We start from the raw sequence: 26,789 nt of genomic DNA, 5'->3' as shown, positions 1-26,789 counted from the left end.
GATCGGCGCCTGGGGTGTGCGGGGCCGTCAGGCCACGCCGGGCGTCCCGCAGGCAGTGGAACGTCAGGCCCCGCACCGCTCGGCCCGTATCGCCGCTCGGCGAGCATGACTCCTCGTCACCCGGCTCCTGCGACACCTCCGCACCGTCCCCGACGGGTCGGCTCACACCCGGCTCGACGTCGCCGTGTCCGCCGACAGCCGCTGGGCGACGTAGATCGGGACGACCGACAGCAGGACGAGGACGGCGGCCACGACGTTCACCACCGGGGCCTGCTGGGGCCGGGTCATGTTGTCGAAGATCCAGATGGGGAGGGTCTCGATGCCGGGTCCCGCGGTGAAGGTCGTGACGACGATCTCGTCGAAGGACAGCGCGAAGGCGAGCAGGGCCCCGGCCAGCAGCGCGGAGCGGACCAACGGAAAGGTGACGTCCGCGAAGGCACGGAAGGTGGTCGCGCCGAGGTCCATCGCCGCCTCCTCGTACGAGGCGGCCGTACGGCGCAGCCGGGCCACGACGTTGTTGAAGACCACGACGATGCAGAAGGTGGCGTGGCCGACGATGACGGTGAAGAGGCCGAGGCCCACGCCGAGCGGTGCGAGGACCGTACCGAAGGCCGAGTTGAGCGCGATGCCCGTGACGATGCCGGGCAGCGCGATCGGCAGGACCACGACGAACGACACCGTGCCGCGGCCGAAGAACCGGTGCCGGGCCACCGCGAACGCGATCAGCGTGCCGAGCACGAGCGCGATCGTGGTGGCGCCCAGGCCCGCCTTCACCGACACCCACAGGGCATCCCTGGCGCCGGAGTTGTCCATGGCCGCGGACCACCAGCGCAGGGTGAGCCCCGGTGGCGGCCAGCTCGCGCTGCGGTCGGGGTTGAAGGAGTTGAGGAGGACGAGCAGGAGCGGGACGTAGATCACCGCGAAGCCGAGTGCGGCGCCTGCGCGCAGAGCGATGCGCGCGGTGCGGCTGAGGTGCATGGCGCTCTCCTCCTACAGGCTGCTCAGGGCACCGGTACGGCGGATCGCCAGCAGGTACAGGACGATCACCACCACGGGGACCGTGCCGAGCGCCGCGGCCATGGGCAGGTTGAGTTCGATGTTGGAGTAGACGACGTTGCCGATGAGCTGGGTCTTGCCGCCGACGATCTGCACGGTGATGTAGTCGCCGAGGCTGAGCGAGAAGGTGAACACGGAGCCCGCGGCGAGAGACGGCAGCACCATGGGCAGCACCACCGAGCGGAAGGTGCGGCCGGCCTTCGCGCCGAGGTCGGCGGAGGCGTCGAGCAGGGTGGCCGGGAGCTGTTCGAGGGCCGTGTGGACCGGCAGGATCATGTACGGCAGCCACAGGTACGTCAGGGTGAGCACGGTGGCGGTCAGACCGAAACCGGGGCCGCTGAGGCCCAAGGGGTTGAGCATCCAGTCGGCGAGGCCGCCCTCGGAGAGGATGAGCCGCCAGGCATACACCTTCACCAGATAGCTCGCCCACAGCGGGGTGAGGATCGCCACCACGAGCACGGGACGCCACTTCGGGCGGGCCACCCGCGCGGTGTAGAAGGCGACCGGGAAGGCGAGCACGGCGCACAGCGCGGTCACCGCGAGTGCCACACCTACGCTGCGCAGGATCACCTGGCGGAAGACCGGGGTCGTGAACAGGGCGTGGAAGTTGTCCGTCGACCAGACCTTCACCACCTGGGAGGTGAAGGAGTTCGTCGTCCAGAACGCCGAGATGAACAGGACCGTCAGTGAGCCGAGGTAGAGGACGGTCAGCCACAGCAGCGGGGCGGTGAGCAGGAGGGCCAGGCGGAGCCGGGGCCGGGTGTGCAGCGCCCCGGCGAGCCGCCGGACGGTTCCCCGTCCGGCGGCGGGCGTCACTTCACTCGTCACGGCTCAGCCCTTGATCTCGGTCCAGGCCTGCACCCACTTCGCGTAGGGCACGCACGTGACGTCCTTGCGGCCGTCCAGGCACTGCTCGATGGGCGTGTTCCAGAAGGCGATGTGCTTCCAGTAGCCCTCGTCGGCCGCGTGGTAGGTCGTGCAGAAGTTCTTGTCACTGGTCTCGGCGCAGGCCCTGGAGTTGGCCGGGGCCTCCCCGAAGTACTCGGCGACCTGGGCGTTGACCTTGGGCGAGACGATCCAGTCGAGCCACTTGTAGGCGCAGTTGGGGTGCTCGGCCTTGGCGGAGACCATCCAGGTGTCGGACCAGCCCGTCGAACCCTCCTTCGGCACGAACGCCTTGACCTTGGCGCCCTCACCGGCGGCGAGGTTGGCGATCACCTGCCAGGTGGTGCCGACGACCGAGTCCCCGCTCTTGAAGGCGGAGACCTCCTTGAGGTAGTCGCTCCAGTACTCGCCGATGTCCGCGTTCTGCTTCTTCAGCAGCGCCACGGCCGCGTCGAACTGCTTCTGGTCGAGCGCGTAGGGGTTCTTGATCTTCAACTCGGGTTTGGTCGCCTTGAGATACAGGGCGGCGTCCGCGATGTAGATCGGCGAGTCGTACGCGGTGACGTGGCCCTTGTGCTTCGAGGCGTCGTCGAAGACGGCCGACCAGGAGGTGGGCGCCGGGCTCACCTTCTCGGTGTCGTACATCAGCAGATTGGCGCCCCGGCCGTGCGGGATGCCGTACATCTGCCCCTTCACCGAGTTCCAGGCGCCGTTCTTCAACCCGGCGAAGACATCCTTGTAGTTGGGCACGAGCTCGGTGTTGACGGGAGCCGCGTCACCTGAGGCGATCAGGCGCAGGGAGGCGTCCCCGGAGGCGGAGACGGCGTCGTACTCCCCGGTCTTCATCAACTTGACCATCTCGTCCGAACTGGCGGCGACCTTGGAGTGGACCTGGCAGCCGGTCTGCTTCTCGAAGCCGCTGACCCAGTCGGCCTTGGGGTCGTTGGAGCCGTTCTCGACGTAACCGGCCCAGGCGATCAGGTTGACCTGGCCCTCGGTCCTGCCGAGCTTCGTCGGGGCCTTGAGGTCGGGCGGGTTGAGGCCGGCGGAGGAGCCGCCGCCGGAGCCGGAGGAGCCGCAGGCGGCGGTGAGCAGCAGCGCGGCGGCACAGGCTGCGGCCTGGAGGGTTCGGGTGAGACGCACGAGGTTCTCCATGGGTGAGGGAGTCTTGCGCGGAGCGGGGTTTGGGGAGAGCGGGGACTCAGGAGGGGATGCGGACGGCGTGTCTGCGGTGCCACCGGAGGCGGACCCGGGCGCCGCGGTAGGCGGCGACGTCCGCGGAGGAGGTGTCCAGGTTCTGCTGGAGGGCGGTGAGCCGGCCGCCGCCGTCCAGGTCGACGAGGAAGCGGGTGGCCTCGCCCAGGTAGACGACCTCGGCGACGGTGCCGGTGGCCGTGGCGTGCTCCGGAGCGTCCGACTCGGCGGACTCCTCCAGCACACGGATCTTCTCCGGACGGATGGTGTACGTGCCCGGGGCGCCGACCATCCGCTGGGCCGCCTCGCCCTCGACCAGGTTCGAGGTGCCGACGAAGGAGGCCACGAAGGCGGTCGCCGGGCGTTCGTAGATCTCGGCGGGGGTGCCGACCTGGGCGATGCGGCCCTGGTCGAAGACGGCGATGCGGTCGCTCATCGTCAGTGCCTCCTCCTGGTCGTGGGTGACGAAGACGAAGGTGATGCCCACCTCCCGCTGGAGTGCCTTGAGTTCGACCTGCATCCGCTCGCGCAGCTTCAGGTCGAGGGCGCCGAGCGGCTCGTCGAGCAGCAGCACCCGGGGGCGGCCCACGAGGGCCCGGGCGAGGGCGACGCGCTGGCGCTGCCCGCCGGAGAGCTGGGCGGGGCGGCGCTGGCCGTAGCCCTCCAGACGGACCTCGGCGAGCGCCTTGCGGGCACGGACCAGGCGTTCGGCCTTGGGCACCTTGCGGACCTTGAGCCCGTAGGCGACGTTCTGCTCGACGGTCATGTGCGGGAACAGGGCGTAGTCCTGGAAGACGGTGTGCACGTCCCGCTCGAACGGGGCGAGGCCGGTGACCTCCTGCCCGGCGAGTTCGATCCGGCCGCGGCCGGGGGTCTCGAACCCGGCGATGAGCCGCAGGACCGTGGTCTTGCCGGAGCCGGACGGCCCGAGCATCGAGAAGAACTCCCCGTCCCGGATCTCCAGGTCCACTCCGGCCACCGCGGTCGTCTCCCCGAACGACTTCCGCAGGTCCTGCAGGCGGATCGCAATTTCCTCCATGCGGGAACCTTTCTGGCGCGCTCTACGTTGGGCGCAAACATATGAAGTCATAGTTCTAAGCTCAAGACGCCCTCAGGGTAAAGCTTGAGTCAACGCACAAGGTGGTGGCCGTGAGGCAGCACGAGATCGACGGCGGCGCCCGGGAGACGGGAAGCGGCGCCCGCAGAGCCGTCTTCAGTCCGGTGGACAACCGGGCCCGGGTGGACACCGTCGTCCGTCGCATCGGCGACGCCATAGAGCTGGGCCTCCTCGCCGACGGCGAGCAGCTCCCCGGCGAGAGCGAGCTGGCCGGACAGCTCGGCGTCTCCACGGTGACCCTGCGCGAGGCGCTCATGGCCCTCCGCCAGCAAGGTCTGGTCACCACCCGCAGGGGTCGTGGCGGCGGCAGCTTCGTCTCGCTGCCCGAGGTCCCCGCCGACGACCGGCTCAGGGTGCGGCTGCGCGGCTGGAGCACCGAGGAGCTGCGCGACCTGGGCGACCACTGGGCCGCCCTGTCCGGCGCCGCCGCCCGCCTCGCGGCGCAGCGCACGGAACCCGCCGACCTGCATCAACTGTGCCGTACGGCAGACCAGTTGGCGCAGGCCGAGGGGACGGCGGCACGCAGTCGCCTGTACGGCCGTTTCCACGTCGAACTCGCGGCGGCCGCCCAGTCCGCCCGGCTCACCCGCGAGCAGGTCGCCCTGCAGAGCGACGTGGGCGCGCTGCTGTGCCTCGTCCTCGGGAGCGATGAATATCGTGAAGAAGTGGCGGAGCGTCACCGCTCCGTGATCTCGGCCGTGCAAGATGGGGCCCACGAATCGGCCGGCACGCTGGCCGAGCGGTGCGTCAGGGAGTCGACGGCGCGGCTCGTCGCCGTACGCCTCACCCTCTGAACGCGCCGCGTCCGGTTCCCGTCCCCGCTGGAGGACACCATGGGCTGGAGTCCCGTGCAGGCCGCTTCGCCGGCCGCGACGCTCGACACGGACGCCGAGTGGGTGGCCTCGCAGGTGGGCGGCACGCTGGAGACGGTCTTCGAGGCCGTCGCCGCCACTCGCGCCGACACCGCGGCCCTGCTCGCCCGGGTGGCCGCACAGGGGCGCGGGCCCGTGAGCGCGGACCTCGCCGCCCTCCGCCCCGGCTTGCACCAGCGGCTGGCCCGTCAGGAACTGGTCTCCGGCGTCGGTTTCGTCGCGGCCCCCGGCCTGCTGGCCGACGTACCCGCCTGGCTGGAATGGTGGCAGTCGGGCCCCGACGGCGAGGTACGACCCCTGCTGCTCGACCTCGACCCCAGCCGCTCGGCGTACTCGGACTACACGCACTGGGACTGGTTCGCCCTGCCCAGGGACACCGGACACCGAGCCGTGGCGGGGCCGTACGTGGACTACCTCTGCTCCGACGAATACAGCCTCACCCTGTCCGCGCCGGTCGAGAGCGAGGGGCGCTTCGCCGGCGTCGCCGCCGCCGACGTGTACCTGCGGCACTTCGAAGCGGCCGTACTCCCCTTGCTCCGGCGCCTTCCCCGCCCCGCCCGCCTGGTGAACGCCCGCGGCCGGGTCGCCGCCTCCGCCGACCCCGCCCACCTCGCCGGATCCCTCACCAAGGGCCCCGACTTCGGCGAACTGCTCGCCGAAGCCCGGCCGGCGGCGTACGGAGACCTGCGGCTGGTGCCGTGCCACGGGATTCCGCTCGTCCTCGTGCTCGCCGGCACATGAGCGGTGGCGGGAGCGGAAGCACCCGCCCTCAGCCGGCCGCCGGCTCCCGGTACGGGATGCGCGCCGCCTTGCGCACCTTCCCGATCGTGCTCCACTCGTTCCCGCCCAGCCGGGCCAGGGGGCGCAGGAGCGTGATGTCCGGCCGGCCGTCCACCAGCACGTCCTCCCTCACCGCCGCGTGGACCACCTGACCGAACACCACCGTCGAGTCGCCGAGCCGCAGTGTCGAGTGCAGCGTGCACTCCAGCGCGACCGGAGACGCGGCCACGCGCGGGGGCTTCAACCGCAGCGACGGCTCGCGCTCGATGCCCACCGCGTCGAACTCGCCTTCGTGGCGGGGGAAGTCGGTCGCGGTCGCGTTGATCTGCGCGAGCAGCGGCTCGGGAGCGAAGTTGACGACGAACTCGCCCGTGTCCTCCACGTTGCGCAGCGAGTCCTTGCGGCCCACCGAGGTGAACTGGACGACGGGCGGACGGGCGCTGGAGACGGTGAAGAACGAGTGCGGCGCCAGATTGGCCGTCCTGCCGTCCGGGGACAGGGTCGAGACCCAGGCGATCGGCCGGGGCACGACCACGGCGGTGAGCAGATGGTAGAAGAAACCCGGGTCCACGGATGCCGGGGAGTAGTCGACACGCATGGCCGCACGCTGTGCGGCAGCGCCTCGGACCGTCCACGTGCTCCCGCGAACAGGCGCCTGCGGCAGGCCGCTCAGCCGCCGGTCCAGCCGGGGACCGTCGGCAGGACCCGCTCGGCCACACGGAGCAGCGCCGTGTCGTCGGGCGGTACGTCGTCCTGGCGCCAGAGAGCGACCTCGAACGAACCGCCCCCGTCCTCGGCGTCCCGGGCGACCAGCAGATGACGGGCGATGCCACCGGTGCTCGAGCCGACCTTGCCGCCGCCGAGGCCGAAGTCGAGGGCGACGGTGTGGTCCGAGTAGAGCACGGCGGGGTGGCCGAGGACCGTCTTCGACTCCGCGGACCTGCCGAGGAGCCCGGACATCTCGCCGACCCGCAGATCGTCGTCCGACGCGTACAGCTTCACGGAGTACGTCTTCAACGAGACCTCCGCCTCGGGCGAGGGGGTCTCGGTGCCGTCGGCGTCCTTGAACGAACTCTCCGACCCGTAGGCCGTCTCGGCCTGTTCCCGCGGTGTCCCGAGAAGCGCGGGCAGATCCGACCGGTTCAGCGCCGTGCACAACCGGGCCGCGGACACATGACCGCGGGCGGCTTCGTGATCGTCGTCGGAGCAGGAGGCCGGTCCCCGGTCCGAGGAGCCCTGGAATTCCTTCTGCGCCCACAGGACTCCCAGCAACCCCGCGAAGACCAGCACCGCCGCGAGCGCCTGGACCCCCGGTCTGTGGTCCTTCCCGGACGCGGAATCGTCAGCCATGTTCCCCCACCTCAGTCGTTCCCCCGACAAGCGCTGGAGGAGCCTAACCGGTGATCGTCTCCTGCGGCATCCGCGATTCGCGGGCGGGCCGCGTCAGTCGACGGGCCAGGTGTGGACCGGGGCGTTGAGGTGCATGAAGTCGATGTACAGCTGCGTCATCCGCCGCAGCGCCTCGTGACGGCCGACATGGGTGGTTGCGTCGATGCGGTGGAGCATCTCCTTCTGCCACACGGCGCCGTTGCGCGCGGTGACACAGCGCTGCTCGATGATGCCGAGCAGCGGCTCCCGCCAGGCCGTGTCCATGCCGGAGAGCGCCAGGCCTCGGTGCGCGAGCGGCAGCAGCCGCCGCAGCACCAGTTCGGGCACCGGCACCTCGCCCATGCCGGGCCAGTACAGCAGCGCCTCGATGCCGTGCCGGGCCGCCGTGTGGAGGTTCTCCTCGGCCGCCGCGAACGACATCCGCGACCACACCGGGCGGTCCTCCTCGACCAGGGCGCGGGTGAGCCCGTAGTAGAAGGCGCCGTTGGCGAGGGTGTCGGCGACGGTCGGGCCGGCGGGCAGCACCCGGTTCTCCACCCGGACGTGCGGGCGGTCGTGGGAGACGGCGTAGACCGGCCGGTTCCAGCGGTAGATGGTGCCGTTGTGCAGGGTGAGTTCGGAGAGTTCGGGGATGTCGCCGCGGTCCAGCGTCTCCGCCGGGTCCTGTTCGTCGCACAGCGGCAGCAGGGCCGGGAAGTAGAGCAGGTTCTCCTCGAAGAGGTCGAAGACGCTGTTGATCCACCGCTCGCCGAACCACACCCGTGGCCGCACCCCCTGGATCTTGATCTCCTCCGGGCGGGTGTCCGTCGCCTGCTCGAACAGCGGGACACGGGTCTCGTGCCACAGCTCCCTGCCGAACAGGAACGGCGAGTTGGCCGACAGCCCGACCTGGATACCGGCGATGGCCTGCGCCGCGTTCCAGTAGTCGGGGAACGACTCCGGGGACACCTGGAGATGGAACTGGGTGCTGGTGCAGGCGGCCTCCGGCGTGATGGTGTCCGCGTAGGTCCGCAGCCGGTCGACACCGTCCACCTCGATGCGCAGATCCTCGCCCCGGGCCGCGAAGATCTGGTCGTTGATCAGCCGGTAGCGCGGGTTCTCCGACAGGGACGCCTCGCCGATGTCCTCCTGGCGCAGTGTGGGCAGGATGCCGACCATGACCAGGCGCGCGCCCACCGATCCCGCCCGTTTCTCCGCGTGGTTGAGCGCTGAGCGGATCTCGGACTCCCAGGCGTCCGGACCCCCCGCCGTCAGCCCGCGCGGCGGAACGTTGATCTCCAGGTTGAACCGGCCCAGCTCGGTGGACCAGGCGGGGTCCGCGATCGCCTCCAGCACCTCGGTGTTGCGCATCGCCGGCTCGCCCCGGTCGTCGACCAGGTTCAGCTCGATCTCCAGCCCCACTTGAGGCCGTTCGGCCTCGAACCGGGCATCGCGCAGCATCTGTGCGAATGCGTCGAGGCACTCCTGCATCTTGATCCGGTACCGGCGGCGGTCCTCGCGGGTGAAGACGAGCGCCGGGACGTCCCGTCCCATCGGCCCTCCTGGATTCCGCTCCTCGGACACCTCTCCACCCAGCGTCGCACCGACCGGCGACCCTCACCATGCGGATGGGCGGGGGCCCGCGGGCTACAGGGAGCGGGCGACGAGCAGGGCCACGTCGTCGTGGTCGTCGGGGTGACGCAAGCCGTGCAGCAGCAGGTCGCAGGTCTCCTCGAGCGGCCGGTGGGGCTCGTCAAGGAACCCGAGCAGGACGTTCAGACGGTCGTCGATGGGGTGCTGCCGGGTCTCCACGAGACCGTCGGTGTAGAAGACCAGCAGGTCGCCGGTGTGCAAGGTGGTCGTGGTCGTCTCGAACGGGATGCCGCCGACACCGAGCGGCGCCGCGGTGGGCAGTTCGAGGAACGAGGGGGGCCGGCCGGGCCGCGCGAGAGCGGGCGGCATGTGTCCGGCGTTCGCGATGGTGCACTGTCTCGTGCGGGGGTCGTAGACCGCGTACAGGCAGGTGACGATGTAGTGCTCCAGATCGCACGTGATCTTGTCGAGATGCTGGAGCACCGCCCCGGGGGCGAGGTCCAGGTCCGCGTAGGCGCAGGTGGCGGTCCGCAGCCGGCCCATGGTGGCGGCAGCGTCGATGCCGTTGCCCATCACGTCGCCCACCACCAGGGCGGTCTTGTCGTCGGAGAGCGGGATGACGTCGTACCAGTCGCCGCCGACCTCGCTGGTGGCCTGTGCGGGCTGATAGCGGGAGGCGAGTTCCAGGCCCGTGTGGTGCGGCGAGTGGTCGGGCAGCAGGCTGCGCTGGAGGGTGAGGGCGGTGTTGCGCACGCTCTGGAACCAGCGCGCGTTGTCGATGGCCATGGCGGCGCGGCAGGCCAGCTCGCCGGCCAGCACCACGTCGTCCTCGTCGAAGGGCACCGGGTTGCAGGTGCGTTTGAGGTCGAGGGCGCCGAGCACCTCGCCGTGGGCGATCAGCGGCACGGCCAGATAGGAGTGGACACCGGCCCGGGCCAGGAGCGCGCCGGCCTCGGCGTTGCGTGCGATACGCGGCAGATCCTGGTCACCGACATGGCGGACGAGGACCGGCCGGCCGGTGTGGACGCACAGGGTGACCAGACGGTCGCCCTCGTAGGCCGCGAGGTCACCGGGCGGGTCCGCGGCGCGCAGCGCCACCGTCGGATGGGCCGCCTTGAGCGCGAGGGCACGGAACAGCTCCGGGCCGTTGCCCGGCCGACGCACGCGCCGGCAGGCCAGCGCGGAGTCCAGGACGTCCACCGCGACCACGTCGGCGAGCACGGGCGTGCAGAGGTCGGCCAGTTCGTGCGCGGTCTGCTCCACCTCCAGCGTGGTGCCGACGCGGGTGGAGGCATCGGCGACGAGCGCCAGACGGCGCCGGGCCCGGTCGGCCTCGGCGGCCGCGCGGTGCCGCTCGGTGACGTCGACGACGGAGGCGGCCGCGCCCAGGACCCGCCCGCCGGGGTCCTCCAGACGGTAGAAGGACAGCGACCAGGCGTGCTCGCGGTCGGGGTCGGCCGGGGGACGGCCCACGTGGTACTGATCCAGGAGGGGAGTGCCGGTGGCGAGCACCTGACGCAGCGCGGACTCCACGGTGCCCACGTCGAAGAAGGGCAGTGTCTCCCGCAGAGGACGGCCGATGTGCTCTTCGGCGGGAATGCCGTCGATCCGCTCAAGCGCAGGATTGACCAGCAGGTACCGCAGATCGGGGTCCATGAGGGCCAGACCGATGGGGGACTGGTTGATCAGCCGCTCGCACAGGGCGAGGTCGGTCTCGACGCGCTGCAGCAGGGTGTGGTCGGCCGCGATGCCCAGCGCGTAGACGTCGCCCAGATCGTCCAGCAGCCGCATGGTGCGGAACTCCGTCAGGCGGCTGCTGCCGTCCTTGTGCCGGACGGGGAAGGCGCCGGCCCAGCCCCGGCCGGTCTCCAGCACCTCGGTGAACAGGCTCACCACGGCCTGCAGGTGCTCGGGACGGATGAGCAGCCGCGCCGCGTACTTGCCGAGGATGTCGTCCGCCGTGTAGCCGAACAGCTCCTCGGCCTGCGGGGTCCAGAAGACGATGCGCCCACGGGTGTCCAGCGCCACGGCGGCCACGCTGAGCATGTCCAGCAGGCCGGTCGGCCGGGCTCGCCCGGGGCCGTGTGCGTCGTCGACGCGGAAGGAATCCACTGCCATCCCAGATCCACCTCCACCGGCCGGTCGGCCGGCCGTGCGGGTACGGCCGAGCCGGAGCGCTGACGAGCGGTATCTCCATGCTGCCCCCGGCACTCCGCCTGGCCCAACCCCTGGGGCCCGTCCCGATCGCACCGCGTCGCCCGGCCCATGCGCGTCCGGCGAACAAGCAGGAACATGGTGGAGACAGAGGATGGAACGGATGGAATCTGGGCGAAACGGTTTCGACGCCTCCACATCCACGGGGACGGATGATCTCTTCGACGCGTCCACCGATGCCACGGCGGTGCTCTCGGCGGCCGGCGTCGTCGTCGGCTGGACACGGGCCGCCGAGGCGCTGCTCGGCTACCCCGCCTCGGAGGTCGTCGGCCGCTCCGCCGCGCGTCTGCTGGCCGTCCCCGGGGATCCGGCACGCGTCGCGGGCATCGCGGAGCGGTGCCGCACCGGCATGGGATGGAACGGGCTCGTACCCGTGCAGCACCGCGACGGCCGCCGCACCGACATGGATCTGCGGGTCTCGGCGTCCTTCCGCATCGGTGAGAAGGAGTGCTTTCTGCTCTCGGCGCGGGAAGAGCGCCCCCAGTGGACCGTGGGCCGGTCCGTCCTGGACGGCTTCCTGTCCCGCGCGCCGATCGGCATGGCCGTGATGGATCTGGAACTGCGCTATGTCTGGATGAACGACACGCTGGAACGGTTCGGCGGAGTGCCCCGGGACCAGCGGCTGGGGCGCCGGCTGAGCGAGCTGCTGCCCGGCCTGCAGGCGGAGACCATCGAGGGGCTGATGCGCAAGGTGCTGGCGTCGGGGGAGCCGGTGACCGACTACGAGTACGTCGGCTGGAGCTGGGCCGATCCACGCCGTCAGCACGCCTACTCCACCTCCTTCTTCCCCCTGGTGGACGGCGCCGACACCGTCACCGGGGTCTGCTACATGGTTCAGGACGTCACCGAGCGGTGGACCGCCCGCCAGCTCCTGTCGCTGGTCAACGAAGCCGGCAGCAGCGTCGGCAGCACCCTCGACGTGATGCGGACGGCTCAGGAACTGGCCGACTTCGCCGTCCCCCGCTTCGCGGACTTCGTCGTCGTCGACCTCCTGGAGCATGTGCTCAGCACCGAGGGGCACGGAGCATGGCTGAGCGATGCGGGACCGGCACCGGCGCGGCCGGCGATGCGCCGCGCGGGCATGAAGTCCGCGCGCGAGGGCTGTCCCGAGGCGGTGGCACAGATCGGCGACGAGGTGGACTTCCTGCCCCCGGCCAGCGATGCGAACCTGCTCGTCAGCGGCGATCCGGTCCTCATCCCCGTCCTCGACCCGTCCGACGCCGTCTGGGTGGCCGAACAGCCCGTACGGGCGGCCCGCATCCGTGAGTTCGGTCTCCACTCGCTCATCTCCGTGCCCATGCGGGCGCGGAAGACGGCGCTGGGGCTGACGACGTTCGCGCGCTCGCTCAACCCGGTCCCGTTCGGACCCGACGACGTCCTGCTCGCCCACGAGCTGGTGGCACGAGCCGCGGTGTGCGTCGACAACGCCCGCCGCTACACCCGGGAACACACCGCGGCGGTCACCCTCCAGCGCAGCCTGCTGCCGCACGCCCTGACCGGCGGAACGGCGCTGGAGGTGGCCTCCTCCTATCTGCCGGCGGATGCGGTCGGCGGGGTCGGCGGCGACTGGTTCGACGTGATCCCGCTGTCCGGCGCCCGCGTGGCCCTCGTCATCGGGGACGTGGTGGGCCACGGCATCTCCGCGGCGGCGAGCATGGGCCGGCTGCGCACGGCGGTGCAGACCCTCGCCGACCTGGAGCTGCCGCCCGACGACCTGCTCGCCCACCTCGACGACCTGGTGCTGCGGCTGAGCGACGAGGAGGCCGATCGCGACCCGGCCGCCGCCAGCACGGCGACCTTCATCGGCGCGACCTGCCTCTACGCCGTCTACGACCCGGTCACCCGGCGGTGCACGATGGCCCGGGCCGGGCACCCGCCGCCCGTCGTCGTCGCCCCGGACGGGCACGCCTACTTCCCCGAGATCCCGGCCGGACCCCCGCTCGGGCTGGGCGGCATGTCCTTCGAGGTCACCGAGATCGAGCTGGCCGAGAACAGCCTCATCGGGCTCTACACCGACGGTCTGCTCGAGGGGATCGACCCCGACGTCGAGTCGGCCATGGCCCGGCTCGGCACGGAGCTGGCCCGGACCGCGACCGACCTCGGCACCCTGTGCACCTCCGCCGTGCGGCAGCTGACGCGGGCGCCGCAGCCCGACGACGTCGCCCTGTTGCTCGCGCGCACCCACGCCCTGCCGGCCGACCAGGTCGCGTCGTGGCACGTGCCCGCGGACCCGGCCGCCGTCGCCCACGCCAGGGCCGAGGCCACCCGCCAGGTGACGGACTGGGGCCTTGGGGAACTGGCCATGACGACGGAACTCATCGTCAGCGAACTGATCACCAACGCCATCCGCTACGCCGAACCGCCCATCCGGCTACGGCTGCTCCGCGACGCCCGTCTGACCTGCGAGGTCGCCGACGCCAGCAGCACCGCCCCGCGCCTGAGGCACGCCCGCAGCACGGACGAGGGCGGCCGGGGCCTGTTCCTGGTGGCCCAGCTCTGCCACCACTGGGGTGCCCGCCACACGTCGGAAGGAAAGATCATCTGGGCGGAGCAGGACATCCCGTGACGCCGCCGGGAGAGCGGTCGTCTTCGGACGCGTGACCGAGCCCTGAACCGGTCGGCCCGGCGTCAGCGGAATGCCGGGGCGTTGCGGACGGCCCAGGCCGCGAAGGGGGCCGCGGGGCGACCCAGGATCCGCTCCACGTCCGCGCTGACGGACTGCTCCTCGGCGGTCGGCTCGCCGAGGATGGAGAGGGTCGCCTCCACCACCGCACTCGGCATGAACCGCGCCAGCTGCGCACGAGCCTTCTCACGGCTCTGTTCCACGAAGGTCACCGGCTCGGCCAGCGCGTGTGCGAGGGCGGCGGCGCGCTGCCGGGGCGTGGTGGCCGCCGGACCGGTCAACGTGTAGGTGACGCCGTCGTGTCCGTCCTGGCGCAGTACGGCGGCGGCGACCGCGGCGACGTCGTCCGGGTCGACGAACGGCAGGGCCACGTCGGCGAAGGGCGCGGCCGCCCGGCGGTGCAGCCGGACGGATTCGGCCCAGGCGAACGCGTTGGAGGCCATGCCGCCCGAGCGCAGCACGGTGAAGGCCGCTCCCGACGCGGCCAGGGCCGCCTCGAAGCCGGCGGCGTGCGCGTACTCGTGCGGTCGGGTGCCCGCGCCCTGCGAGGACAGCAGGACCACCTTCGTCACGCCGGCCGCGGCGGCCTGCTTCAGGATGCCCTCCGGATCGTCTCCGGCCACCAGCAGGAACAGCGCCGTGGCCCCCTCCAGCGCGGGCGCGAGACCGGCCGGCCGGGCGAGGTCGGCGGCGACGGCCCGCACGCCCGAGGGGACGTCCTCGGGCGTGATGTGCCGGGCCACGGCGGTCACCGTCTCGCCCTCCCGCGCCAGCTTCGCGACCAGCGACCGACCGACGTTCCCCGTGCCACCCGTTACCACGATCATGATGTCTGCTCCTCGACTGAGTTAGTTGACTAACTAAGTCGCTACGTTAGACGGCCCGCCCGGGTCTTGTCCATGTCTATGCTTAGTCAGATGACTGACTCAGAATCCGGCGCGAAGCCCGGAGCCGACGCCCGCTCCCGCCGGGGCGGCAAGCGTGAACGCCTGGTCGAGGCCGCTGTCCAGGTCTTTCATGAGCAGGGCGTGGAGAAGACCACCCTCGCGGACATCGCCCGGGCCGGCGATGTCCCGCTCGGGAACGTCTACTACTACTTCAAGACCAAGGACCATCTGGTCGAGGCCGCGGTGGACGCCCACTGCGACCGGCTCACCACGCTCACCGCCCGCCTGGACACACTCCCCGACCCGGCGGACCGGCTGAAGACACTGATCGCCGGCTGGGTGGAGCAGCGTGAGACCGCGGCTCGCTTCGGCTGCCCCTTCGGCACGCTGGCCACCGAACTCGACAAGCGCGACGACGGCCTGGACCTGGCCGCGGCCAAGGTCATGCGAGCCCTGCTCGACTGGGTCGAGCGGCAGTTCACCGAGCTGGGCCGGCCCGACGCCCGCGCCCTCGCCGTCGAACTGGTCGCCGCCTACCAGGGCATGTCGGTCCTCACCAACACCCTGCGCGACCCCGGCCTGATGGCCGATCAGGGCAGCCGCCTCCAGTCCTGGATCGACGGCCTCGCGAGGCCCTGACCCGGCCTCGTCCCCGGTGTGCCGGCGCAGACCGGCTCCGGCTGCGCCCGGCGCGCGTACCCGGAGCCGTCCGGCTACTCGGCCGCGGTGGAGTAGTCCGCGAGCGAGATCCGGCCGGAGTTGGCCAGCGGGATCCCGTCGAGGTAGGCGGCGGGCAGGTCGAAGGCCTCGACCAGCTCCGTCATCCGCGGGGCGAGTTCGCGCAGCAGGTCGTCCAGGAGCTCGGGCAGGGCGCGTACCTGCTCGCCGGACAGGTGGCCGTCGGCCAGCAGGTCGCCGGTGTGCTCGCCGATCTGGTCCAGCAGGAACAGCAGGCAGAGCTTCTCCAGAAGCGCGCGGGCCCCGGGGTCCTTCGCCCGGTAGGCCGCGTCCAGGAAGGCGTCCGCCGCCCGCAGCCGGGCGTGCACCGACACCATCTCCAGGGCGGCGGAGGAGGCGCCGTTCCACCGTTCCACCGGATCACCGGACGGACCCCGGCGCAGCGCCGCGCGCGCCCGGTCCTGCCATATGACCTCGGCCCCGGCCAGCAGCTCGCGCACATGCCGGGGATCCGTCAACCGGGCCGTGCCGCCCGGGGAGCCGGGGGCCGTCCGGGGCGGCTGGTGCTCGAAGAGCATCTCGGCGGCGGCCTTCACCCAGATCACCAGGTTGTCGCCCTCGGCGGTGATGGTGCCCTCGACGTACTGCGGGAACTCCGACAGGCCGTTGACGGCGAACAGGCCCTGCGCGCCGCAGCGTTCCCGGCACTCGATGGTGATGTCCCGTGCCTGCCAGGTGATCCAGCTCTTGGCGACGGCGATCAGCCGCTCGGTCTCCGCCCGTTGCCCGGCGTCCAGGCCGGTGTGCTGCTCGGTCCACCGGGCGAGCATCGAGCGGTGCAGGAAGGTCATGGCATAGGCCGTGGCGAGGCCCTTCAGGAGTCTGCCGTGGTGCGAGCGGTGCGCGTTGACCGGGATGCGCTCGCCCGCCCGCGGACCGCTGACCTGCCGCTGGTCGCCGTAGCGGACGGCTATGGCGAGTGCGGCCCGGGTCGCGCCCACGGCGGCGGCGCTCATGCACAGCTTGCCCATGGTGACCCGGCCGATGGACTGCAGGAACCGCTTGCGCCGGTTGCCGAGGCTGCTGCGGAGCCGGCCGTCGGCGCCGAGGCGGCCGTGCGCCGACTCCAGCAGGGCGTCGCGCGGCAGCAGCACATGCTCGAACGCGGTCAGGCAGTGGTCCACCGGGGCGCCGGTGCGCAGCGGCAGCCGTCGGACCCGTACCCCCGGCAGCAGGCCCCGCTCGTCGCTCAGCGGTGTCAGGAACAGGAAGACGCCCTCGTCCCGGCCGTCGACGAGGAGCCGGGCGGCCACCACGGCGCTCTTGGGCCCGCCGGTCATGCTGGTGTTGGGCATGAACTTCTGGGCACCCGCGTGCGGGGTGTTGAGTATGAACCCGCCGGTGACCGGGTCCAGTTCGGCGGTGGTCTCCAGGGCCCAGGCGTCGTTGCCGTGCTCCAGTTCGGTGCACAGGAACGTGCCGGTGCGCCGCAGGGTCGTGAAGTCGGACAGATCCCGGCTCTCGGCGCCTTCGTGGTCGAGCAGGCTGCCGAGGAAGAGGTTGTAGTGGATGCTCGCCACCGTGCACAGGCCCCCGCCGCCGTCCACGATCGCCGCCCACTCGTGCAGCCCTGCCAGCAGTCCCGGGTCGTCCGCCAGTTGTTCGGCCCCTTGGACGGTGTCGTTCACCATGCGCAGCCACTCGTAGGAGAGTGCGGCGCGTTCGGCGGAGTCCAGCCCGGGGCGGTGGCGGAACGTCTCCCGCGCGATGAGGCCGCGCCACCTCGTGTGGACGTGGTCCCGGTCCTCGCCGTCGAAGAGGAGCCGGGTCAACTCGCCGGTGAGTGTGCCGGGTAGCGGTTCGTCGGCCCTGAATTCCGCGACGTCTGCCCGGCTCCTTCCGGTATGAACCATCTGATGCGTGTCATAGTGCTCGATCTCCGGCAAAGAGGGGATATGTACCTGAGGTGTCAGAAGGGTCATGACCCTCTCCAGTAGTCGCAGATCCGGAAGGGTTGGGATGTGCAGACCAAGAAGATACGGACCTCCCGGTTTGCTTATCAAGCCAAGTTTCTGCCAACGGCGGCTGAACTGGGACGACATGCCGATCCCGCCCGGCCGTGAAGTGAGAGACGAGATTCGACTTCTCCGCCGGCGGGCGGGGCTTTCCCGTATGCGCAAGTACTGCTCTGACGTTGAGATACCGGCTGACAGGTTTTATTCTGGCGGACAGCGACAGCCCGGGGATACCGCGTGCAAGGTGAGGAGGGGGACACGTGCATGCTTGAAAGGCCATCTTGCGGGGTGGCAGGATACGTACCTGTCGGTTTCTTTTTGTCGCCGACCGGCCCGTGAAGCCAGTGCGGAGGATGTGCCGTGGCCTTGCAGGAACGAGCGATCAGGACAAGGCGCACCATCCTGGTGGCAGCCGCCGACGTTTTCGCCGACGTCGGCTACGAGGCGGCGACCATCTCGGAGATCCTCCAGCGGGCGAACGTCACCAAGGGTGCCCTCTACTTCCACTTCGCCTCCAAGGAACAGCTCGCCCAGGCGGTGCTGACCGACCAGCTGAAGTCCGTGCCGGACTCGCCGCCCAGGGAACTGGTGCTCCAGGAAGGACTCGACGCCGGGTTCCTCCTCGCGCATCTGCTCGGCACGGGTGACCCCATGGTGCGCGGCAGCATCCGTCTGACCGTGGACCAGGGTTCACCGCACGACGGGCTGGACCGGCGGGTACCGATGGCCTCCTGGGTCGACTACAACGCCCACCTGCTCGAACGGGCGAAGGCGAACGGGGAGTTGCTGCCCCAGGTCGACGTGGAGGCGGCGGCGAAGGCGTTCGTCGCCGCGTTCACCGGGGCCCAGGTGCTGTCCAAGATCATGAACAACCACACGGACCTGATGGAGCGAGTGGTCGATCTCTACCGGCACCTGATGACCAGCATCGCGGTCCCCGCGGTGCTGGTACGCCTGGACATGTCGCTGGACCGCGGGAGACGGGTCTACGAAGAGGCCCTGGAGCTGAGTCGGGAACCGGAGGAGGCTCCGGCGGCCGGCTGAAGCGGGAAGCCTCCGAGGGTCACGGACGCGGGCATCCCGGGTGCGGGGAGCGGACATCGCTGCCATGGGCACGTCGCGACTCAACAACGTGATGCAGGACCGACCCAGGGAGCACACCGATGGAAAACACCGCCTGCCCGTACGCCTTGGACCTGATGGGCCAGGACCACATGGGGGAGGCAGCGACGCTGCGTGCCCAAGGTCCCGCGGTCCCGGTGGAGCTGCCCGGAGGGGTACTCGCCTGGGCCGTCGTACAGCAGAAATACGTGGAGCGGCTGCTGACCGACCCCCGTGTCTCGCGCAGCGCCCGTCTGCACTGGCCCGCGTTCATCGAGGGAAAGATCACAGAGGAGTGGCCGCTCTACCCGTGGGTGGCCAACGAGAACATGCTGTTCGCCTACGGCGAGCATCACACCAGGCTGCGCCGGCTGGTGGCCGGGGCGTTCACGGCGCGGCGCTCCGAGGCGCTGCGTCCCCGGGTGGAGGAGCTGTCGGCCGAGCTGCTGGGCAGATTCGCCGCCCTCGCTCCCGGCACACAGGTCGACCTGCGCACCGCGTACGCGGAGGTGCTGCCGCTGCGGGTCATCTGCGAGCTGTTCGGTGTGCCCCACGGAGCCGAGACGGACGCCCTGTCCGCGGCGCTGAGCACGGTGTTCAGCTCCACCGTCCCCGCCCAGGAGATGGAGGCCGCACGGCTGGAGGCCTTCGGGCGGCTCGCGACCCTGGTGAAGGCCAAGCGGGAGCGGCCGGGCGACGACCTGACCAGTTCGCTGATCGCGGCCCGCGACCACGGCGACCGGCTCAGCGAGGACGAACTGCTCGGCTCGCTCTTCATGTTCATCGCCGCCGGCCAGGACACCACCGCCACCCTCATCACCAACGCGGCCGGCGCCCTGCTGACCCACCCCGAGCAACTGGCCCACGTGCGCGAGGGCCGGGCCGGCTGGCCGGACGTGATAGCCGAGACCATGCGGATGCACACGCCCGGCGCGTACGCGCCGATGCGGTTCGCGGTGGAGGACATCGACCTGGACGGGGTGCGGATCCGCAAGGGCGACTGCATTCTCGTCAACTTCGCGGCGGGCGGCCACGAGACCGACCGGCACGGGCCGGACGCGGACCGCTTCGACCTGCTGCGCACGGCCGACCGCGACGTCCTCGGCTTCGGCCACGGACCGCACCGCTGCCTCGGCGCACCGCTCGGCGAGATCGAGGCCGCCTCCGCCCTCTCCCGGCTCTTCGAGCTGTTCCCGGACGCGCGACTGGCCTGCGCGCCCGAGGAGTTGGCGCCGCTTCCGACCTTCATGCTGAACGGGTACCGGTCGCTGCCCGTGGTGCTGCGTCCGTCCGCGTCCTGAGCGCGGGTCACGGTGCCGCCGGAAGTCCGCTGCCCGCCGAGGGCCGCGGACTTCCGCGTTCCCCGGCGTTCACATCGCCGTACACGGTCCCTCGCTCACGAGTCACCCAAACCAGGCACGCGGTTTGGTAGTTCCCAAGTGCCGCCCCTCGGTGTTTTTGCACCGGCGTCCCGTCAGGTCTTGCCGCGCCGAAGCCTCATAAACATACTGAACGTGCGGTTATCCGGGGTCTGAGGGATCCGGATCCGCATCCGCGCAGGTCCAGGAGGAGAGCGTCATGGTGAAGCAGGTCCGGGCGGCTCGCACACGGCAGGCCCTCGTCCTCGCGGCGGCGGAGGCCTTCGCCCACGACGGATACGCCCGCGCCTCCCTGCCCGCGATCAGCAAACGGGCCGGGGTGAGCGCCGGCGCCCTGCACTTCCACTTCCCCAGCAAGGACGCCCTGGCGGGCGAGATCGAGACCGTGGCGGCGCGCCGGGTCGAGGAACTGGCCGAGTGCTGCCGGAGTGCGGGCGGCAGCGCGCTCGAAGTGCTGGTGGCCGCCATCCGCCGTCTCGTGGTCACGTTCGCGACCGATCCGGTCGTGCGTGCCGGATTCGCTCTCAGCGGTGACCTTTCCCGCGACGGCGGGGCCGCGGTGCTGGACTGGTGGCACGACTGGGTGCGCGATGTGGTCGGCCAGGCGCAGCGGACGGGGGAGCTGACGGACGGTGTCTCGCCCGAGGGGGTGGCCGTCGCCGTGGTGGCCGCCACGGTCGGCTTCGAGGCGCTCGGCAGCCGGGACCGCGACTGGCTCTCTAAGGAACGCATGGTGGAGTTCTGGGCCTGTCTGCTGCCGCGTCTGTCGTCCGTACCCGGACGTGATCCCGGCGCCATCGAGGGCGAAGCCCTCGGCGACCGGGATCCCGAGAGCAGTCTCGCCGGCCTGTGACAGCCTCGCTCCGACGGCACGTCGACCCGATGACACCCCGCGTGACGCGCGCCATACCCGTGTTCCGGAACCCGGCCCGTCGACGGCCCGACTCCTGAAGCGCCACGGCCCCGACCCGGGGAGCCGTACGACGTGATCTGGAGAAGCGCTTGATGGACGAGTCCCGGCAGAATCCCTCCGGCGCGGGTGCGGTCCTGCGTCGAGCGGTGCCCCCGCCCGCCCTGTGCGGGTTCCTTCTGCTGCTGGCCCTGCTGTTCACGCTGTCGTACGCCGTCGGCGCCGCGGCGGGACCCGTCGCCCCCGGCATGCACGGCACCGGCACCGGTACCGGCCGCGGCGGCGACGGCTCGGGCACCGACGACATGGGGGACATGCACGGGGGAAGCCACTGATGGGCACGGAAGCCGATGTCGCCCTGGTGACCACCGACCTGACCGTGGGCGGCATGACCTGCGCGGCCTGCGTGCAGCGGGTCGAGAAGAAGCTCGGCAGGCTGGACGGGGTCACGGCGGTCGTCAATCTGGCCACCGGTCGGGCCCGGGTGAGCCACCCGCCGGGCATCAGCCCCGAAGAGCTCGTCGCCACCGTGGAGAAGGCCGGGTACACGGCCGCGATCTCCCAGCCGCCCGAGGAGCGGGCGCGGGAGGGCGGCGAAGCGGCCGGGCAGGCGCGGCGGAAGGAAACCGAAGCGGCCGGGGAGACACGGGGGGAGCGGGACCGGCTGCTGGTCACCACGCTGCTCGCGGCGCCCGTGCTGGTGCTGTCGATGGTGCCCGCCCTGCAGTTCCGTGACTGGCAGTGGCTGTGCTTCGCCCTCGCGGCCCCGGTCGCCGTGTGGGGTGCCTGGCCCTTCCACACGCGCGCGGCTCGCGGGCTGCGGCACTCGGCCGCGACCATGGACACCCTCGTCTCGCTCGGCGTGCTGGCCTCCTTCGCCTGGTCGGCCTACGCGCTGTTCCTGGGCGGCGCCGGGGGTCCGGGAATGCGGATGCCGTTCACCCTGCTGCCCGCCGCCTCCGAAGGGCCCGCGCACCTCTATCTCGAAGCGGCCGTCGGCGTACCGCTGTTCGTGCTGGCGGGCCGGTTCCTGGAGGCACGGGCTCGGCGCGGGACCGGGGACGCGCTGCGGTCGCTGGCCGAACTCACCCTCAAGGAGGTGACGGTACGCGACGGTGATCGCGAACGCCTCGTGCGCATCGAGAACTTGGCGGTGGGTCAGGTCTTCGTCGTGCGGCCCGGAGAGCGGGTCGCCACCGACGGCGAGGTGGTGGAGGGCAGGTCGGCGGTGGATCTGTCCCTGGTCACGGGGGAGAGCGAGCCGGTCGAGGCCGGGCCCGGCGACACGGTGCCCGGCGGGGCCGTCAACGCCGGCGGACTGCTGCGCGTACGGGCCACGGCCGTGGGAGCGGACACCCGGCTCGCCCGGATCACCCGGCTGGTGACCGAGGCGCAGGCGGGCAAGGCGAGGGCGCAGCGGCTGGCCGACTCGGTCGCGGGTGTCTTCGTACCGGTCGTGCTGGCGCTGGCCGTCACCACGCTCGGGTTCTGGCTCGGCGCCGGCGCCGACGCACAGGCGGCCGTCACGGCCGGCGTGGCCGTCCTGGTGGTGGCATGCCCGTGTGCGCTGGGTCTGGCGACCCCGACGGCACTGCTGGCCGCCACCGGCCGAGGGGCCCAACTGGGCGTTCTCGTCAGTGGTCCGCAGGCCCTGGAGGGACTCAGGCACCTCGACACCGTCGTGCTGGACAAGACCGGCACTCTCACCTCGGGCCACATGAGTGTCACCCGGGTCACCGCCCTGCCCGGCGGGCTCGGGAAGGACGCGGTGCTGCGGCTGGCCGGGGCGGTCGAGCAGGGCTCCGAGCATCCCCTCGGCCGGGCGATCGCCGCCCACCCGGGGCAGCCGCTGCCCGCCGTGCACGACTTCCAAGCACAGCCGGGCCGGGGAGTGCGGGGGCGGGTCGAGGGCCGCCTGGTCGAAGTCCTCGCCCCCGACGACGAACTGCCCGGGGCGCTGGCCGACGCCCTGCCCGTGGCGGAGGCGGCCGCGCACACGCCGGTCCTGGTCCGGGTCGACGGCGCGGCCGAGGCCCTGATCGAGGTCGGCGACGTCGTACGCCCCGGGGCCTACCGGGCCGTCGACCGGCTGCGGCGCCTGGGTGTGCGGCCGGTGCTCGCCACCGGCGACCGCGAGGCACCCGCACGGGCGGTCGCCGCGGAGCTGGGCATCGACGAGGTGCACGCCCGCTGCACGCCCGAGGACAAGGCCGCTCTGGTGGGAGACCTCCAGCGGCGCGGCCACCGGGTCGCGGTCATCGGCGACGGTGTGAACGACGCCGCCGCGCTGGCCGGCGCCGACCTCGGCATCGCCATGGGCGGCGGCACGGACGCGGCCATCGGGGCCGCCGACGTGACGCTGGTGCGCGGCGACATCGAGGCTCTCGCCGACGCTGTTCGTCTTGCCCGGCGCACCCTGGCCACGATCCGGGCCAACCTGGCGTGGGCGTTCGGGTACAACCTGGTGACCGTGCCGCTCGCGCTGGTGGGTCTGCTCACCCCGATGGTCGCCGCGGCGGCCATGTCGGTCAGCTCGCTGCTCGTGGTCGGCAACAGCCTGCGGCTGCGCAGCTGGCAGCCGTCGACCGCGGGGAGGCGCGTCCGATGAGCGAGCGCAGCCCCTGGCACCCCACCCCGCGCCGGCTGGCCGACGCCTTCCTCGCCGCCCTCGCGCCCGTCGCCGCGTGCGTCCTCGCCCTGGGCGGCCTGACGGCCTGGACCGGCGCCGGACGAGCGGGCAGTCCGGCCCGGATCACCGTCTCGAACGCGCGGGTCCTGCTGCCGTACGGCGACAGCACGGAGACGGCCGCGTTCTTCGACATCACCAACGCGGGCGGCGCGAACGACCGGCTGGTGCGGGTCACCTCTTCCCGCGCCGACGGCGAGGTCACGCTCAGCCGGCACCGCGGCACCGGCTCGGGAGCCGCAGCCAAGACGGACGTGGACTCCGCCGTCGTCCTGGCGGGCCGTGTGCTGACCATGGCACCGCACGGCCTGGACGTGAACCTGCGTGCCGGCGCCCGCTGGCGGGCCGGCGACCTCGTGCCGTTCACCCTGCACTTCGAGCGCGGCGGGGCGGTCGAGGTGCTCGCGGTGGTGATCCGTCCGAGCGCGACGGCCGGCTGAGCACGACGGCAGGCACAACCGGCTCCGGGACAGAGGTCGGCGCCAACCTGTCATCGGTTCCCGCCAGTTGCTGTGTTCTGGATCACATGGCGTTGGTTGAGTCGAGGGGAGGGGGAATGCCCGTACCGAGGCATGACGACGAAGGCCCGGATGCGAAGATGGGGCGCCATGACTGCAGGGTGGTGTTCTCGCACGGTACGGGCCGCGGTGTTCGCGGCCGTATGCGTGCTGCTCGCTGCCCTGGGCCACGTCATGATGTCCGGTCGGCACGTGCCCTGGTGGGCGCTGGCCGCCGGCGTGGCCGTGACCGGTGCCGCCGGCTGGTCGCTGGCGGGCCGGGAGCGCGGCCTGCCCCTGATCGTGACGGTCGTGGTCGTCGCCCAGACAGCGCTGCACGAGGCGTTCTCGCTCGCCCAGTCGGCCTCCGGCGGCCCGGTCTCCACGGCCATGGGCTCGATGCCGATGGATTCCATGGACATGGGCACCATGAACATGGGTGGCATGAGTCATACGGGCCACATGGGCCAGATGGCGCACATGGGGCACTCGATGGGCGGCGGCTCCTCGTCGTTCGGCATGTTCGCCGCGCACCTGCTCGCCGCGGTGTTGTGCGGCCTGTGGCTCGCGTGCGGCGAGAGGGCGGCGTTCCGCATCCTGCGGGCTGTCGCCGCCTGGCTGGCGGCGCCGCTGCGGCTGCTGCTCGCCCTGCCCGTCACACCGGTCCGCCCGTGTCCGCGGCTTCGCCGCCGGCGCTCGCACCGGGCGCCACGGCTTCTCCTCCTCGTTCACTCGATCATCTCGCGGGGTCCGCCCGCAGGGGTCGCTGTCGCCTGACGACAGCCGGTACCCCGGGGCGCCCTGTGCGCCTCGGGCCTCGGCCGTACGCCCGCACACCCGCCGTACGGATGGAACGTACGCACCAGCCGTACGGGCTGCACGTACGCACTGGCCGTACGGACTGGACGTACGCACCAGCCGTACGCACCAGCCGTACGCACACGACGTACGCACACGACGTACGCGCGCGTGAGCGCCGTAGGGCCGACTCCCCTCTCACCGGACCGCCGGCGCTCGACCGTGCCCGCGGCCCGGATCCCGGATGACCGAGAAGGACACCAGGTGATCACTCCTGCCCTGCCCACCTCGCGCGAACACGGCGCCCCCTGCGACCGACCGGTGTCGACCGACGAGTCGATCACCGCGTGGGCCCTGGCCGCCCGGGGCGGCGACGCCCACGCGGTGGAGCACTTCGTGCGCGCGCTGCACCGCGACGTGCAGCGCTTTGTCGCCCATCTGTGCGCCGACCCTCAGGCCGTGGACGACCTGGCCCAGGACACGTTCCTGCGCGCGCTCGGCAGCCTGCACCGTTTCGAGGGCCGTTCCTCGGCGCGTGCCTGGCTGCTGTCCATCGCGCGGCGGGCCGTCATCGACAGCTACCGGTACGCCGCAGCCCGGCCCCGGCTGTCCGACGTCCCCGACTGGCAGGTGGCCGTGGAACTGGCCCAGCCGCGCGACCTGCCGGGCTTCGACGAGGGCATAGCCCTCCTCGACCTGCTGGCCGCGCTGCCCGACGAGCGCCGCGAGGCGTTCGTCCTCACCCAGCTGGCCGGCCTGCCGTACGCGGAGGCGGCCGCGGCGAGCGGCTGTCCGGTCGGCACGGTCCGCTCCCGGGTCGCGCGCGCCCGCGCCACCCTGATGGATCTGCTGGCCGACGGGGGCACCTCCCGCGCCCCCGGGGCGGCGGAGGAGGGCGTGCCCGCCGTCGTGGCGGCCTGAGCCGACGGCGAGGGTGCCCGGCAGAAGAGCCCGGCACCCTCGCGCCGACCGGGCGGGAACTGACGGCGGGTCCGCCCCGACTACTGGACCGGGTGACGGACGTTCACCCGCGTACCGAGTGGAACCGGGAGACTTTCGATGCGTTTTCGTGGGTGGGGCGGTACCGCGGCCCTCGTGCTGGGCGGCCTGCTGGCGGCGGGCTGCGGCGGCGGGAACGGCACGGCGGACGAGAGCGACGGGCAGGCCGATCGTGCCGGCTCCGGTTCCTATCCGGTGACGGTGTCCGACTGCACGGGAGCGAAGACGACGTTCTCCACCGCTCCGAAGAAGATCGTCACCAGCAACGCCTCCGGTCTCGAACTGCTCCTCCGCCTCGGCGCGGGGGACCGGGTGATCGGCACCGGCTTCCCGCCCGGCAAGGGCACGCTGCCCGCCGGCCTCGACGCACAGGCACAGAAGACCGAGGTCCTCGGCCGGAGCGTGATCCCCAAGGAGAAACTCCTCGGCTCCGGTGCCGATCTGTACCTCGACACCTTCGCCGCCATGGGTGCCATGGGCGGCTCGGGCATGGGCGACGCGCCGACCGAGGAGGAGTTCAAAGCGGCCGGGATCAAGCACGTCTACCTCAAGTCCACCGCCTGCGCGGCGCAGGGCAAGGGCCCGGTCACCGATCTGTCCGCGGTCGAGGCCGACATCACCTCGCTCGGCGCGGTCACCGGGACGAGCGCCAGGGCGAAGGACATCGTCGCCGGGATGGAGAAGAAGGTGGCCGCCGTCCGCAAGGCGGTCGGTGGCACGCCCGACAGCGCGCGGCCGTCGTACTTCTTCTTCGACTACGACGCCGGGACCAAGCAGCCCACCGTCACCTGCAACCGGCAGATCGCCAACGCCGTGATCGGCCTCGCCGGGGCCCGCAACGTCTTCGCCGACTGCGACGGCGACTTCAAGCAGGTCGGCTGGGAGGACGTGATCGCCAAGAACCCGGACTGGATCCAGCTCGGGGTGCGCGACCGGGGCAGCGACGCGGCGAACCGCAAGGCCTTCGACGAAGCGGAGAACTGGCTCAAGTCCAACCCGGCCACCAAAGGCCTGAAGGCGGTCAGGGAGGGCCACTTCGTGCGCGTCGGCTCGGAGCGGACCACCATCGCGGGGGTGGAGAACGCCGACACGGTCGAGGCGATCGCCAAGACCCTCCACCCGGGGAAGGTCGGCTGA

General features: G+C 71.7%; 23 protein-coding genes. 13 read left to right on the top strand and 10 right to left on the bottom strand.

The genetic code is table 11. The features are described from left to right. Positions 1 to 162 precede the first annotated feature (162 nt). Genes AVL59_RS26330 through AVL59_RS26315 form a run of 4 tightly spaced genes read right to left on the bottom strand, consistent with a single transcriptional unit; the run spans position 163 to position 4,174 of the window. The gene (locus AVL59_RS26330) at positions 163 to 978 is read right to left on the bottom strand and encodes an ABC transporter permease (protein ID WP_067308945.1); all 816 of its coding nucleotides are present in this window, start codon (positions 976 to 978) and stop codon (positions 163 to 165) included. A gap of 12 nt (positions 979 to 990) precedes the next feature. Further along, positions 991 to 1,884: an ABC transporter permease gene (locus AVL59_RS26325; RefSeq protein ID WP_067308942.1), complete on the bottom strand. Its 894-nt coding sequence runs from the start codon at positions 1,882 to 1,884 to the stop codon at positions 991 to 993. 3 nt (positions 1,885 to 1,887) lie between these two features. Beyond that, a complete protein-coding gene (locus AVL59_RS26320) occupies positions 1,888 to 3,084 on the bottom strand; it encodes an ABC transporter substrate-binding protein (RefSeq protein WP_067317786.1) in 1,197 nt (398 codons plus the stop codon). A gap of 58 nt (positions 3,085 to 3,142) precedes the next feature. Further along, positions 3,143 to 4,174, bottom strand: a complete 1,032-nt coding sequence (locus AVL59_RS26315) for an ABC transporter ATP-binding protein (protein WP_067308939.1) — start codon at positions 4,172 to 4,174, stop codon at positions 3,143 to 3,145. A 110-nt stretch (positions 4,175 to 4,284) separates the two neighbouring features. Between AVL59_RS26315 and AVL59_RS26310 the strand changes: the two genes are divergently transcribed. After that, the gene (locus tag AVL59_RS26310; RefSeq protein WP_067317784.1) at positions 4,285 to 5,046 is read left to right on the top strand and encodes a FadR/GntR family transcriptional regulator; all 762 of its coding nucleotides are present in this window, start codon (positions 4,285 to 4,287) and stop codon (positions 5,044 to 5,046) included. Positions 5,047 to 5,085: 39 nt separating this feature from the next. Further along, positions 5,086 to 5,865, top strand: coding sequence for a cache domain-containing protein (locus AVL59_RS26305; protein WP_067308936.1), 780 nt, complete (start codon positions 5,086 to 5,088; stop codon positions 5,863 to 5,865). 28 nt (positions 5,866 to 5,893) lie between these two features. Here the strand turns inward: AVL59_RS26305 and AVL59_RS26300 are convergent, their stop codons facing one another. The 4 genes from AVL59_RS26300 to AVL59_RS26285 all read right to left on the bottom strand — a co-directional run bounded on the left by AVL59_RS26300 (position 5,894) and on the right by AVL59_RS26285 (position 10,983). Beyond that, positions 5,894 to 6,502, bottom strand: a complete 609-nt coding sequence (locus AVL59_RS26300) for a flavin reductase family protein (RefSeq protein ID WP_067308933.1) — start codon at positions 6,500 to 6,502, stop codon at positions 5,894 to 5,896. 71 nt (positions 6,503 to 6,573) lie between these two features. Further along, positions 6,574 to 7,254, bottom strand: a complete 681-nt coding sequence (locus AVL59_RS26295) for a DUF6215 domain-containing protein (protein WP_067308931.1) — start codon at positions 7,252 to 7,254, stop codon at positions 6,574 to 6,576. A 93-nt stretch (positions 7,255 to 7,347) separates the two neighbouring features. After that, entirely contained in the window at positions 7,348 to 8,826 is a 1,479-nt protein-coding gene (locus tag AVL59_RS26290; RefSeq protein WP_067308928.1) for a glutamate-cysteine ligase family protein, read from the bottom strand. A 93-nt stretch (positions 8,827 to 8,919) separates the two neighbouring features. Continuing rightward, positions 8,920 to 10,983, bottom strand: coding sequence for a SpoIIE family protein phosphatase (locus AVL59_RS26285; protein ID WP_067308925.1), 2,064 nt, complete (start codon positions 10,981 to 10,983; stop codon positions 8,920 to 8,922). A gap of 199 nt (positions 10,984 to 11,182) precedes the next feature. On the opposite strand from AVL59_RS26285, the gene AVL59_RS26280 reads away from it, so the two are divergent. Next, positions 11,183 to 13,645: a SpoIIE family protein phosphatase gene (locus AVL59_RS26280; RefSeq protein ID WP_067317782.1), complete on the top strand. Its 2,463-nt coding sequence runs from the start codon at positions 11,183 to 11,185 to the stop codon at positions 13,643 to 13,645. 62 nt (positions 13,646 to 13,707) lie between these two features. Here AVL59_RS26280 and AVL59_RS26275 read toward each other — a convergent pair whose 3' ends face one another. Further along, the gene (locus tag AVL59_RS26275) at positions 13,708 to 14,529 is read right to left on the bottom strand and encodes an SDR family oxidoreductase (protein ID WP_067308922.1); all 822 of its coding nucleotides are present in this window, start codon (positions 14,527 to 14,529) and stop codon (positions 13,708 to 13,710) included. Between the two features lie 90 nt (positions 14,530 to 14,619). Here AVL59_RS26275 and AVL59_RS26270 point away from each other — a divergent pair, with 90 nt between their 5' ends. Next, positions 14,620 to 15,228, top strand: a complete 609-nt coding sequence (locus AVL59_RS26270) for a TetR/AcrR family transcriptional regulator (RefSeq protein WP_067308921.1) — start codon at positions 14,620 to 14,622, stop codon at positions 15,226 to 15,228. Between the two features lie 74 nt (positions 15,229 to 15,302). On the opposite strand, the gene AVL59_RS26265 is transcribed toward AVL59_RS26270, so the two are convergent. Continuing rightward, a complete protein-coding gene (locus tag AVL59_RS26265; RefSeq protein WP_237281675.1) occupies positions 15,303 to 17,099 on the bottom strand; it encodes an acyl-CoA dehydrogenase family protein in 1,797 nt (598 codons plus the stop codon). 543 nt (positions 17,100 to 17,642) lie between these two features. On the opposite strand from AVL59_RS26265, the gene AVL59_RS26260 reads away from it, so the two are divergent. The 9 genes from AVL59_RS26260 to AVL59_RS26220 all read left to right on the top strand — a co-directional run bounded on the left by AVL59_RS26260 (position 17,643) and on the right by AVL59_RS26220 (position 26,789). After that, the gene (locus AVL59_RS26260; RefSeq protein WP_067308918.1) at positions 17,643 to 18,326 is read left to right on the top strand and encodes a ScbR family autoregulator-binding transcription factor; all 684 of its coding nucleotides are present in this window, start codon (positions 17,643 to 17,645) and stop codon (positions 18,324 to 18,326) included. A 119-nt stretch (positions 18,327 to 18,445) separates the two neighbouring features. Beyond that, positions 18,446 to 19,684, top strand: coding sequence for a cytochrome P450 family protein (locus AVL59_RS26255; protein WP_067308916.1), 1,239 nt, complete (start codon positions 18,446 to 18,448; stop codon positions 19,682 to 19,684). 277 nt (positions 19,685 to 19,961) lie between these two features. Further along, positions 19,962 to 20,615 carry a ScbR family autoregulator-binding transcription factor gene (locus AVL59_RS26250; RefSeq protein WP_067308913.1) on the top strand — a complete coding sequence of 218 codons (654 nt, stop codon included), beginning with the start codon at positions 19,962 to 19,964 and terminating at the stop codon, positions 20,613 to 20,615. 152 nt (positions 20,616 to 20,767) lie between these two features. After that, on the top strand, positions 20,768 to 21,007 hold the full coding sequence (locus AVL59_RS26245) for a hypothetical protein (protein ID WP_067308910.1): 240 nt from the start codon (positions 20,768 to 20,770) through the stop codon (positions 21,005 to 21,007). Further along, positions 21,007 to 23,280, top strand: a complete 2,274-nt coding sequence (locus tag AVL59_RS26240; protein WP_067308907.1) for a heavy metal translocating P-type ATPase — start codon at positions 21,007 to 21,009, stop codon at positions 23,278 to 23,280. The genes AVL59_RS26245 and AVL59_RS26240 overlap by 1 nt, the downstream gene beginning before the upstream one ends. Further along, complete coding sequence (locus AVL59_RS26235; RefSeq protein ID WP_067308904.1) at positions 23,277 to 23,798, top strand: copper chaperone PCu(A)C; 522 nt, start codon at positions 23,277 to 23,279, stop codon at positions 23,796 to 23,798. The genes AVL59_RS26240 and AVL59_RS26235 overlap by 4 nt, the downstream gene beginning before the upstream one ends. A 168-nt stretch (positions 23,799 to 23,966) precedes the next feature. After that, positions 23,967 to 24,632: a hypothetical protein gene (locus AVL59_RS26230; protein ID WP_067317778.1), complete on the top strand. Its 666-nt coding sequence runs from the start codon at positions 23,967 to 23,969 to the stop codon at positions 24,630 to 24,632. Between the two features lie 285 nt (positions 24,633 to 24,917). Further along, positions 24,918 to 25,574 (top strand): sigma-70 family RNA polymerase sigma factor, encoded by a 657-nt coding sequence (locus tag AVL59_RS26225; protein ID WP_067308901.1) that lies wholly within the window; start codon positions 24,918 to 24,920, stop codon positions 25,572 to 25,574. Between the two features lie 138 nt (positions 25,575 to 25,712). Next, on the top strand, positions 25,713 to 26,789 hold the full coding sequence (locus AVL59_RS26220) for an ABC transporter substrate-binding protein (protein ID WP_208870453.1): 1,077 nt from the start codon (positions 25,713 to 25,715) through the stop codon (positions 26,787 to 26,789).

The organism is Streptomyces griseochromogenes (assembly GCF_001542625.1).
Classification (GTDB): Bacteria; Actinomycetota; Actinomycetes; order Streptomycetales; family Streptomycetaceae; genus Streptomyces; species Streptomyces griseochromogenes.
The sequence above is the reverse complement of the archived record's forward strand: the minus strand, read 5'-3'. Positions and strand labels throughout refer to the sequence as shown.